This is a genomic window from Urbifossiella limnaea (assembly GCF_007747215.1).
GTDB classification, from domain to species: domain Bacteria; phylum Planctomycetota; class Planctomycetia; order Gemmatales; family Gemmataceae; genus Urbifossiella; species Urbifossiella limnaea.
Window position 1 is genome coordinate 1,751,004 of the sequence record NZ_CP036273.1, and the last position, 11,286, is coordinate 1,762,289.

Annotated in this window: 5 protein-coding genes; 2 read left to right on the forward strand and 3 right to left on the reverse strand. The window is 71.0% G+C overall.

Annotated elements, in window-relative coordinates; translation table 11 throughout:
* Positions 1-42 precede the first annotated feature (42 nt).
* Both ETAA1_RS06995 and ETAA1_RS07000 read left to right on the forward strand, forming a co-directional pair.
* Positions 43-765: a glycosyltransferase family 2 protein gene (locus tag ETAA1_RS06995; protein ID WP_145235549.1), complete on the forward strand. Its 723-nt coding sequence runs from the start codon at positions 43-45 to the stop codon at positions 763-765.
* A complete protein-coding gene (locus ETAA1_RS07000; protein ID WP_145235551.1) occupies positions 762-2,216 on the forward strand; it encodes a hypothetical protein in 1,455 nt (484 codons plus the stop codon). Before ETAA1_RS06995 ends, ETAA1_RS07000 begins: the two co-directional genes overlap by 4 nt.
* A gap of 81 nt (positions 2,217-2,297) precedes the next feature.
* Here the strand turns inward: ETAA1_RS07000 and ETAA1_RS07005 are convergent, their stop codons facing one another.
* The 3 genes from ETAA1_RS07005 to ETAA1_RS07015 form a co-directional block, all read right to left on the reverse strand.
* Positions 2,298-4,238, reverse strand: a complete 1,941-nt coding sequence (locus tag ETAA1_RS07005) for a hypothetical protein (RefSeq protein ID WP_145235554.1) — start codon at positions 4,236-4,238, stop codon at positions 2,298-2,300.
* Positions 4,239-4,519: 281 nt separating this feature from the next.
* The gene (locus ETAA1_RS07010; protein WP_145235558.1) at positions 4,520-7,867 is read right to left on the reverse strand and encodes a hypothetical protein; all 3,348 of its coding nucleotides are present in this window, start codon (positions 7,865-7,867) and stop codon (positions 4,520-4,522) included.
* Positions 7,868-7,976: 109 nt separating this feature from the next.
* On the reverse strand, positions 7,977-11,282 hold the full coding sequence (locus tag ETAA1_RS07015) for a hypothetical protein (protein WP_145235560.1): 3,306 nt from the start codon (positions 11,280-11,282) through the stop codon (positions 7,977-7,979).
* Between the last annotated feature and the right edge of the window lie 4 nt (positions 11,283-11,286).

An 11,286-nucleotide genomic window follows, 5' to 3' on the forward strand; every position in this document is an offset into this window, starting at 1 on the left:
CGCTAGAATGGGGAACCTGTCCCGCCGCCCGGAAGGCCGCCTATGCGCACCCTGACTGCCATCCCGGTCTACAACGAGGCCCGGCACGTCGCCGACGTGCTCGCCCGCACCCGCCGGTACGCGCCCGACATCCTCGTCGTCAACGACGGCTCCACCGACGGCACCGCCGCACTGCTCGACCGCGAGCCCGGCATCCTCCGCGTGGACCACCCGCGAAATCGCGGCTACGGCGCCGCCCTCCAGAGCGCGTTCGCATTCGCGCTGGCCGGTGGGTACGACGTGCTCGTGACGATGGACTGCGACGGCCAGCACGAGCCGGCCCGCATCCCGGTGCTGCTCGAAGCGATTCACGACGCCGACGTCGTGTCCGGGAGCCGCTACTACCGCGACTTCCGCCAGGACACCCCGGCCCCCACCGACCGGCGGTTCATCAACGCGAGCGTCACCGCCGAACTGAACGACCGCTACCACCTGGACATCACCGACGCCTTCTGCGGCTTCAAGGCGTACCGCCGCGAGGCGCTGGAGAAGCTGCGGATTACCGAGGACGGCTGGGGGATGCCGCTGCAGCTGTGGGTGCAGGCGGCGCGGCAGGGGCTGCGGGTGAAGGAGATCGGCGTGCCGCGGCTGTACCTCGACCCGACCCGCGCGTTCGGCGGCGTGATGAACGACCCCGAGGCACGGCTGGCGTACTACCGCCGGGTGCTGGCCGACGCCGAGCGCGACGAGTTGCCGGTGGCGGCGTGTTCGGAGTCGTGCGGATGAGCCGCCGCTTCCGGGCGCCCGCCGGGAACGGGGAGGTGCTGGCCGACCCGCCGTTCGCCGAGGTGCCGCGGCTGGTCGCCGAGAACCGCCGTCGGCTCGACCGCAGAGATATCGTGATCGGCGGTCTGCCGCTCTGCGAGTTGAGAGTGCTGGCGCGGCGCGAGGTTTGGGAACTGACGGTCGGTACGGAATGGGCTGTCCCCGAGTCCTTGCCCAATAAACCACTTCTGCTCGCAGGACATCAGCCCGAACTGTCACACCCCGGCGTGTGGGTGAAGAACTTCGCCCTGAATGGGATCGCCCGCCGGCTCGGCGGAGTGCCCTTCAACCTCATCGTCGATAACGACACCCTGAAGACACCGTCGCTGCGGGTGCCGTACCTGTTCGCCGGGCGCGGGCCGAAGGCGGTCGCCGACACGATCCCGTTCGACCGTCTCGACGGCGAGGTGGCCTACGAGGACCGCCGCGTCCTCGATCCGGACTGCTTTCGCACGTTCCCCGAGCGGGTCGGCGAAGTCACGAAGTACTGGAACTACGCGCCGTTGCTCCCGGCGCTGTGGCCGGCAAAGGCCGAACACATCGGCGCGGCATTCACCGAAATGCGCGTCGGGCGTGAGTGGGCCTGGGGCTGCACGAACCACGAACTGAGCGTCAGCCGGCTGTCACAGACGGAGGCGTTCCGCCGGTTCGCCGCCCACGTCCTCGCCGACCTGCCGCGGTTCCGCGATGTGTACAACGCCGCCATCCGCGCCTACCGCGTCGCCAACGGCATCAGTAGCGCCAACCACCCCGCCCCCGAACTGGCCGAGGGCGAGGCGCCGTTCTGGGTTCGCACCGGGGTCGACGGCCGCCGCGCCCGCGCCACCGCCGCCAGCGACCCGAAGCAGCTTCGGCCGCGCGCCCTCACGCTCACGCTGTTCGCCCGGGTGTGCCTCGGCGACTTCTTCATCCACGGCATCGGCGGCGGGAAGTACGACGAGGTGACCGACGCCATCATCCGCGACTACTTTGGCCTCGAACCGCCGCCGTACCAGGTGCTCTCCGCGACGCTCCACCTGCCACTGCCGGGGCTCCCCGCCACGGCCGACGACGCCGAGCGGCAGGCCCGGCTCGTCCGCGACCTGCACTGGAACCCGCAGCGGCACCTGACGGCCGAGTACGCCCACCGCCCCGAGGTCGCGGCGATCGTGGCGGAGCGGGCGGCGCTGGTCGCGGCCGAGCCACCAAACGGGGCGCACGCGGACCGGCGGGCGTGGTTCCGGGCGCTGCAAGTTACGACCGAGCGGCTTCGGCCGTTCGTCGGGGAGCATGTACCGCGGGCGGAAGCGGAGTTGGAGCGGATGCGGAGCGAGGCGGCGGCGAACGCGGTGCTGCGGCGGCGCGACTACTCGTGGGTGCTGTACCCGGAGGAGACGCTGCGGCCGTTCCTCCAGCGGTTCCTGGACGTGTAGCAAACCGAGCCGGCCCCGTAAGGGGTCGGAGCGCCGGGCGCTCCGACCCCTTACGGGGCCGGCTCAGTACCAGCAACGCCGCTACTGGTTGAACTGCTCCGCGATCCGGTTCAGCATGTTCTGCAGCACCCGCTGCCGGTCGCCGAGCATCCGCAGCTGCTCCTGGATGAACGGGTCCATCGCCTGCTCGCCCGTCACCCGGCGGCCGAACGCCGTGGTGCGGTCGTTCACCTGCCGCTGCAAGTCGCGCAGCAACTTCAACTGCTCGACCAGCTGGATCAGGTCCTTCTTGTCGTTCGGCGGCGGCGGCATCCCCGGCGGCGGGGGCGGGGGCGGGTTCTTCAGGTCGTTCTGCGCCTTCTTCAGCGCCTCCAGCATCCGCTGCAGCTGCTCGATCACCTGCTCCTCGACCAGCTGCGTGTCGGCGCCGGTGTTCGCGCCGTTCAATTGCTTCTGAATCGAGAGCATGTCCTTCTGCACCTCGCCGAGCACGCCCGCGAAGACCACCGCCTTCCCCTCGCCCTCGAGTAGCCGCAACGCCTTGCCGGCGTCGTTGGCGATCTCGCCCTCCTTCTCGGCCTCGATGCCGGCCTTCTGGATGTCGGCGGTCGTCTTCTGACCCTTGTTTTTGGTCACGGTCGTGTCGATCGACTTGGTCGCCTCGTACACCTCGACCTGCATCCGCAGCATCCGGGTGACGCGGCGCTCCAGGTCTTCGAGCTTCTTCAACATCTCCTTCTCGCGGAGCTGCTGGAGCCGCTTTTCCAACTCGGCGAGCGCCCGGTCGAGCGCCTTGATGGCCTCGTCTTCCTTCTTCGAGGCGTTGTCGCGGTCGTTCTTCTGCAGGTCGTTCTTGGCCTGGTCCTGCGGCGGAACGGCGTCTTCGAGGTTGCGGCGCGCCTCGTCGTTGGGGTTGTTCGGGTTCGGCGGGCGCGGGCCGCTCGGCGGCGCCTTGGCCCCGCCGGGGGGCGGCGGCTTGGCCCCGCCGGGGCTCGGCGGCGGCGGCATCCCGCCCATCGGCATCCCCGGCGACGGCGGGCCGGGCTTCGCCTCCCCGCCGCCTTCCTTCGGGGGCGCCTTGCTGTCGCCCTTGCCGTCGCCCATCCCCTTCTTCTCGCCGGCCGCCTTCGGCTCGCCGGCCATCGGCATCCCGCCCTTCGGCTCGCCCGCCTTCGGGTCGCCGCCGGCCTTCGGCTCGCCCATCTTGGGGTCGCCCATCGGCCGGTCGCCGCCGGCCTTGGGGTCGCCCGCCTTCGGCTCGCCGGCTTTGGGCTCACCGGCCTTCGGCTCGCCGGCCTTGGGGTCGCCCGGCTTCGGCTCGCCGCCGGTCTTCGGCTCGGCGGCGTTGTCGCCCGCCTTCTCGCCCGGCTTCGGCTCGCCTTTGCCGTCCTTCGGCTCGCCGGCGCCCGGCTTCGGCTCGCCCGCCTTCGGGTCGTCTTTGCCGAGCTTGTTGGCGAGCCCCTGCGTCTCCTTGGCCAGGTTCGCCTGGTCCTTGGCGAGCTTGTTCGCGTCCGACTTCGGGAGGTTCGTGCGGGCCAGCAGGTTCTCCTGATCGCGCTTGATCCGCTGTGCCTCCTTGATGAACTCCTTCAGCGTCAGGATTTCGCGGCGGATGCGGTCCGACTCGTCCTCCGTCTCCAGCGTCTCGAGAATCTCCTCCAGCGCCCGCAGCAGCGTCGCGTCCTTGGCGATGAGGTCGTCGAACTGCGGGCCGGCCTTCGCCCCCTGTACGGCAGCGAGCACCCCGCGGAACAGGTTCTCGACGCCGCGCTCCTCGCCGAGCTTCAGCGCGGCGCGGAGACTCTTGGCCCGGGCCTTCTCGTCCGGGTTGTCGCTCTTCTCCCACTTCTGGGCGAGCGAGAGGAGGTCGTCGGCGAACTTCTTGTAGAGCTTGAAGTTCTCCTCGTTCGTGCGCTTGATGCCGTCGCCGGGGTTGCCGGCGGGGCGCGGCGGCTGGCCCGACGCGACGGCGATGGCGAACAGGCCGAAGGCGGCGACCGACCAGAGCGACCGGGCTGGCATCACGGAACCTCCGCACGCGGGGGGTGCGACCTCGTAACCAGTAGACGAGCGACCCGGCGACGGCCAACCGCCGTGGGGGCGATTATTCCACTCCGTCCGAAGCCCCGAAGGGGCGGCAGCCGATAGCCCAGGGCGTAAGCCCTGGGTAGGTAAGCGGTGTCACCGGGGCGTGACCCCACGAACTCCGCCGATGGCTTCCCAGGGTTTACGCCCTGGGCTACTGGCTGCCGCCCCTTCGGGGCTCAACCCCGAGCCGGACTCCCGGGGCTCACCCCGGCCGGCTACTTCACCTGCACCCTCACCTGAACCGGGTCGCCGACCTCGGGCGTCAGCGTCAGCACGAAGTCGCCGACCTTCGTGCCGGCCCGCACCTCGTACTCGAACGCGTTCGTCAGCGACACGTCCTCGAAGTTCAGGCGGATCATCGCCGGGGCGCTGACCCCCTCGGCGTCGCTCGTCGTCACGCGCACCGTCAGGTCGTCCTTGTCGAAGAGGCGCCAGTTCAGCCCCTGGCGGAGCCGCTTCGTCTCGCCCTTCGCCAGGAACACGGGGCCGAGCGGCAGCAGCTCCGGCTCCTTCTTCGTCAGCCCCTCCTCGACCTTGATCCGCCAGCCGCGCATCTCGTCCTGCAGCCGCCGGCGCTGCTCGATCACCGACGCCAGCATCGCCCGCAGCCGCTCCTTCGTCTGCAACTCGCCGAGCGCCGTGCGGATCACCCGCACCTCCGCCTCCAGCGCCGCCAGGGTGACCTCGGCGTCCGACACCTGGGCCGCGTCGCCCCACTTCTCCTTGGCGTAGTCGGCCAGCACGGTGTCGAGCTTCTTCTCGGCCGCGGGGAACGTCGCCTTCGGGGCCAGCTGCCCGGCCGCGATCTGCCGCCGCTCCTCCTCGGTGACGCCCGGCGGGTTCTCGCCCATGACGCGGTCCACCCGGTTGGCGAACGTGCCGAATCGGTCGCGGGTCACCGGCGTCACGTCGTTCACCTTGCACTCGGTGTGAATCCGCCGGTACTCGCGGACGATCGAGCCCACGACGTCCTTGGCCTTGGCCACGTCCTGGGTCGCGTCCTGCGCCCGCACCCGCACCGTGTCCAGGCCGCCGGTCATGCCCGAGTTCGCTGTCCGCACGTACTCCCACTTCCGCCGCCCGGCCGCCAGCTTCGCCAGCGCGTCGTCCAGCCGGGCGGCGAACGTCTCCTCCTCCTTGTTGATCTCCGCCAGCAGGTCGCCCTCGCTCACGACCAGCAGCCGGATCGGCTCCTGCGTCGCGCCGGTCTTGGGGCCGCCGTCGTAGTTCGTGTCGGTGGCGGTCACCGTCAGGTCGATGCGGTAGCGGGTCTGCACCTCGCTTGTCTTCACGCCGAGCTTCAGCACGTCCACGTCGAAGAAGTCGCGGTCCGGGCTCTTGAGCTCGACGCGCTTCACGGCGTACTGCCCCTCCCGGTCCACCCACGCGCCGAGGTGCTTCTTGAAGTCGGCGGGCGTGTCGTGGCGCAGGCCGCCGGCGACGTCGAAGAACTGGCGGAGGCCGAAGCTGGCGGTCTTGCGGCTGTCGCCCTTGTCCAGCTCGCGGAACTTGACCGCGTGGAACGCCGGGGCCACGACGACGGGCAGAGTGTGCGACGGCGCCGGCATGTACAGGAGCGGCCGCAGGGCCAGCTGCGTGCGCATGGCCCGGCCGATGTCCGAGTCCTCGGCCCAGTAGCTCAGGTCGAACGTCACCTTGCTCAGCCCCTGGTCGTCCTTTACGAAGCTCTCGGGGTTGAACGGAATCTTCGCCCGCGCGGTGACGAGGTAGTTCGTGCCCACCTTGCGGATCACGTCCGGGGCCACCTCCACCACCGGCGGCGCGTCCTCGACCACCTGCACCACCACCGGCCGCCGCGCCTTCACGCCGTCGGCCTGCTCCACGACCAGGTCGAACTCGAACACGGCCGGGGTGGACACGGGCTCCACGCGCACCCAGCCGTCGGCGTCGAGGTAGTGGTGGCCGAAGGTGCGGCCGGCGCCGAAGCGGTAGTCGCCGCGGAACTCGACGCTGACGGTGCGCCTGTCGGCGGCGATGTCCAGCGGCACCGGCGCGGACGAACCCGGCACGGCCCACGGCAGCACGCCCACCTTCGGCGCCAGGTACGCGGCCGTCAGGTCGATGTCGGTTGTCGCGGTGAGCACCAGCTCGGTGCCGGCGGGGACGGGGAACAGCGTGCGGTCGCCGGTCAGTGACAGCGGCCGCTCCGGCATGGTTTGCCGCAGCCCGGCGAGGGCGGGGTAGCCTTCGCCGGCGGGCGGGGCGTGGTGCAGGTACGCCGGCTGGTACTCGGTGCGGACGAGCTTCGTGAACACCGGCGGCGGCACGAGCGTGATGTCGCGCGGGCTGGTGCGGAAGTCGTCGGCGCGGACGACAAACCGCACCGACTCCTTCAGGTCGGGCACCGGCGCGGCGTACTCCTGGTTCGGCAGCGGGGCGAGCGTCACGTCGCCGGTCTTGAGCTGGCCGGCGTAGGCGAGTGACACCCGCGCCGGCAGGTCGAGCTTCCGCAGCGTGCGGCCCATCGACGGGCTGCCGGCCTGCTCCTCGAGCGCCAGGAAGACGCGCTCCAGGTCGGCCTGGAGCGGCAGGTACGCCTCGCCGAGCTTTTCGCTGAGCTTGGCCCGGCTCGCGGCGTCCTCCATGCCGACGGCCATCACCTGATCGACGGGCCACTCCGCCGGTTCGCCGCTCAACCCGCCCTCGGCCGCGGCGCGGAAGGCGGCGTCGGGGAGGGTCGGCACGTCGCCGCCGGCGAGGGCGGGGGTGATGTCGGCCCAGCGCATCGGCCGCCAGCCCATCGGCGCGGCGCGGTCGGCGACGACCCAGCGGTACGCCTTCGTGCGGACCGTCGGCTCGGCGGCGTCCTTCCCGATGCGGAGTTCGTCGCCGGGGAAGCCGACGAGTTCGAGGTGCGCCCGCCGCGGCCACGCGGTGTTCATCATCAGCACGTCCCGCTCGGCGAGTACGCCGGTGACGTGGGCCAGCTTCCAGCCGTACCGGTACGGATTGAGCGACTTCGCCGTGAAGGCGTAGGACACGTACCCGACCAGCACCACGGCCAGCACCAGCCCCACGGCGATGCCGGCGAGCTTGCGGAGGCGGCCCCAGTCGAACACGTCCGACGCCGGCACCGTGCCGACGCGCTCGCGGGCCTCGCGGATCGTCTCGCGGATCAGGTCTTTGGAGTAGCCGTACTTCTCCTGCGCCTCGATGTCGGCGAGCTCGACGGCGGTGATGAGCCGGCCGCCGAGCACCCGCGGGAAGCGGCGCTCCAGCACGAGGGCCAGCGCCGGGTACGTGAACTCGGTGGTGAGCCGGCGGGCGATGCGGAACGCGACGATGGCTGCGAGCCCGAGCAGCCCGGCCGTGAGGGCGACGCCGCGGAGCCACGCCGGGGCGTCGAGCGCCCAGTCCCACGTCAGCAGTTTGAAGGCGCCGAAGTCGATCACCATCGCGGCGACGAACCACGCGGCGAGGAAGATCGCGGCCGACAACAGCCCTTCGATCACGACGTAGCGGCGGATGGTGCCGCGGAGCCGGTCGAGCGGGTGGAGCACCTCGGGGTCGAGGCGGTCGGCGGTGGTCGGCGTGGTCGGCATGTCGGTAACCGCTTGATTCACATTTCCTAGCGAACGGCCGGCGTGAGCCCGCTGGTCGTTGGTCCGGGCACCTGCACCCCCACCAGCCTGCTCACGCCGGCCGTTCGCCTTACGCCAGCCGCAGCAGCTTGCGGCCCGTCCACTCGACGCACAGCAACAGCACCACCAGCAGCAGCACGTAACTCACCGTGTACGGCGGACGGCCGAACCACGACGCGATCCGGTCCGACGGCGGCAGCGGCACCTCGAACCCGCGGTCCCACAGGTCGTCGGCCTTGCCGCGGTTCTCGGCGGTCACCTCGCGGTTCCCCATGCACTCGGGGATCAGCCCCAGCAGCTCCCGGTCGGTCAGCTTGAACGCCAGCTTCGAGACGCCGCCGTCCCGCGGCAGCTCGCGGATCAGGCGGGCCTTCGCGTCCGGGTTCGTCACCCGCGCGGCGACGCCGTTGTCGCCGTCGAACTCGGTCGCCACGCCCATCAGCGCCGCGGGGTCGGGGCGGATGTTGTCCAGCTCCGGGTTCGACGCCCGCAGTTGGAACTCGCCCTCGATCGTCTCGCCGGCGCTGTCCGGCACGTCGATCACGACGCGGTAGCGCTTCTCGCCCGGCGGCATCTCGCGCGGGTCGGGCGTCAACTGACCCTGGTAGTAGCCGTCGAACCCGGTCGCACCCTGCCGCGCGGCCAGCGGGAACGGGCCGAACTCCTTCTCGGGCTGGTTCTCGGCGGACAACCGGATCACCTTGAACCGCGGGTCGATGCCGCCGACCGGGTACGGCTTCGCGGTCGGGTCCAGCACGCGGGCCTGCACGCGAATCGGGTTGCCGGCGGTGTACACCTCGCCGAGCAGCAGCCGACCGCGGGCCGCCTTCGTGTCGCGCTTGGCGGCGGCGTAGCGCATCAGCTGCACCCACGCCCGCTTGTACATTTCCTTCCCCTCCGGCGGGTCGAAGGCGTTCAGCCGGTACAGCTCGCCGCTGCCGACGAACAGCGACCGCCACGCCGCGGAGGGGTTCGACGACACGAGCCACGGCTGCGGCATCCGGTCGCCCTTGTCGTCCTCGTCGATCAGCTCGGCCAGCACCTTCGAGCTGCGCCGCGTCTCCTGAATGTCCTTCACCGGGTACGCGCTGAAGAAGCCGCGCCGCGGGTACAGCTCGACCTTCAGGTCGGGGCTGGCGACGTACTTCTCGCGGTCGGTGAAGAACTTCTCCCACCCCGCCTTCGGGTCGCCGGGCGTGTCCAGGAGCTTCAGCACGTCGGACTCTTCGGGCGGCTTCAGGTCGAGCCGGCGCGGCGTGCGCGGGGTGCCGCGGGCGCGGATGACGATGATGTCCTCCGGCACCACGGGCAGGACTTCGAGCACGGGGCTGAGCCGGCTGTTCGGCTCGACGCGGGCCAGCTGGAAGGTGTGGAGCGGCCCGGCGACGTACACGAACCCGCCGCCCTGCTCCTGCACCCAGCGGCGGAGGATGTCCGCCTGCTCGGCCGACACCTCGGACCAGTCGGGGTCGAAGGCCACGACCAGGTCGTACTCGTTCAGGTTGTTGAACCGCTCCTTCGGGTCGGCGCCGCCCTTCGTGGCCAGGTCGAGCTTCGTCGGGAAGCGTGCGAGCAGCCGCTCCGGCGGCACGTCCTGCACCGCGGTCCCCTTCTCGCCGGCCTCGTTCTGCAGGCACACGCTCAGTTCCGCCCGGCTCTCCTGCGCCTCGCGGATGAGGACGGTCTTGAGCTGGAGGTACTCGCGGGTCGGGCCGCTGGCCCACAGCAGGATGCGGAGCGGCTTGCGGGCCACCTGCACGTTCGGCCGCACGCGGACGTGCTCCGTCGCGGCCGCCGACTCGAGCTTGTGCTTGGGGATGCGGCCGCGCATCGACCACGCCCCTTCGCGCAGCTGCCGCTTGGTGGCGCTCGTGCCCTCCTTCGGCTCCGTCGTCAGGTTGTCCGGCAGTTTTGCCGGGTCGATCACGAACTCGGCCTGCCCGTGCGGCGGGTCGCCGGGGAGGAACGTGAGTTTCCCTTGCAGCGTGTGGTCGGCGGGGTCCGTTTCCGGGTTGCGGTTCGGCAGGAACAGGTCGAGGAACACGTCCGTCTCGGTGTTCGCCAGGTTCTGCCCGTCGGCCTCGACGACGACCTTGAACGGCTCGTCCGGCGGGGTGTTGCCGGGCGCCTGCACGTCGGACACGGCGATGCTCGCGGCCACGCGGTCCTCGCCGACGGCGACGGTGAACACCGGCACCTTCTCGCGGCTGGCGCGGGCCCGCAGTTCGGCGTACGCGGAGTCCGACGCCAGGTTCGAGCGGCCGTCGGTGAACACGACGACGCCCTGCACCATGTTCGCCGCCTCGCGGTTGACGAGCGTCAGCAGCGACGCGGGCACGTTGGTGCCGGCGGCGATGGTGCGGGCCACGTCGAGGCGCCGTTCGAGCCGGCCGCGGCTCTGCTTCAGCGCCTCGCGGTCGGGCTCGGGCATGTTCTTCGGAATCGCCTCGTCCTCGGCGCGGGCGAGCCAGCCGGCGGCCCACTCGGGCGTGCCGGGCGCGGCACCGTTCCACGGGGCCGAGGTCTTCACGGCCTCCGTGCCCTCGGGCGAGAGCCCCTTCAGGAGCACGGGCTTGAAGTCGTACTTGGCGAAGGCGTCCCAGTCGGCCGCGGCCCAGGCGGGGTTGCCCTTCTGGAACTCCTGCGGGTCTTCGTCGGCGCGGGTGCCGAAGCGGTAGACGAACACCGGGTTCTTGTCGAGCAGCTTGCCGAGGAAGTCGGCCTGGCTGTCGGTCAGGAACTCGATGACCTGCCCGACGCGGCTCTTGGGCTTGGCCCCGGGGGCGCCGCTCGCGTCCTCGTCCTTGTGCATCGAGCCGGACACGTCGATGACGACCAGGACGCGGGATCGCTTCTCGGTGCGCTCGTAGGTCTGGAACGCCGGCAGCAGGAAGACGAGGCACAGCACCGCGTACACGGAGACGCGCACGGCCGCGAGGGCGGCAGCGAAGTACCAGCGGGTGCCGGCGCGGTCCTTGTTGTACATCGCCAGCGCGTACCCGGTGCCGACGGTGAACACGGCGGCGGTGAAGACGAGCCACAGGACGGTGTTCTGCTGCTTCTTCCCGGCCGCGATCTCGCCGGCGAAATTCCCCGCGGCCGGGAACGAGTCGTTGACGAAGAACACGCCGAGCAGCACGAGCCCGAACGCGACCCAACTGAGGACACAGGCCGTCCACAGCGGGCCGGGCCGGCTGGGGCCGCGCACGATCCGGCGGCCGACCCACACCACGAGCGCGACGAGCGCGGCGGCGGCGAGCGGGTAGAACAGGATCGCCTGCATCGCCGACTGCGGCAGCAGCGACGACAGGAACTCGCCGAACGGCTGGTCGAGCCGCAGGAGAACGAGTTCGCGGGTGCTTTCGGTCGGCGTCATCGTG

Coding starts and splice junctions, on each gene's coding strand:
- ETAA1_RS06995 (WP_145235549.1), top strand. CDS start 43: ATGCGCACCCTGACTGCCATCCCGGTCTACAACGAGGCCCGGCACGTC.
- ETAA1_RS07000 (WP_145235551.1), top strand. CDS start 762: ATGAGCCGCCGCTTCCGGGCGCCCGCCGGGAACGGGGAGGTGCTGGCC.
- ETAA1_RS07005 (WP_145235554.1), bottom strand. CDS start 4,238: ATGCCAGCCCGGTCGCTCTGGTCGGTCGCCGCCTTCGGCCTGTTCGCC.
- ETAA1_RS07010 (WP_145235558.1), bottom strand. CDS start 7,867: ATGCCGACCACGCCGACCACCGCCGACCGCCTCGACCCCGAGGTGCTC.
- ETAA1_RS07015 (WP_145235560.1), bottom strand. CDS start 11,282: ATGACGCCGACCGAAAGCACCCGCGAACTCGTTCTCCTGCGGCTCGAC.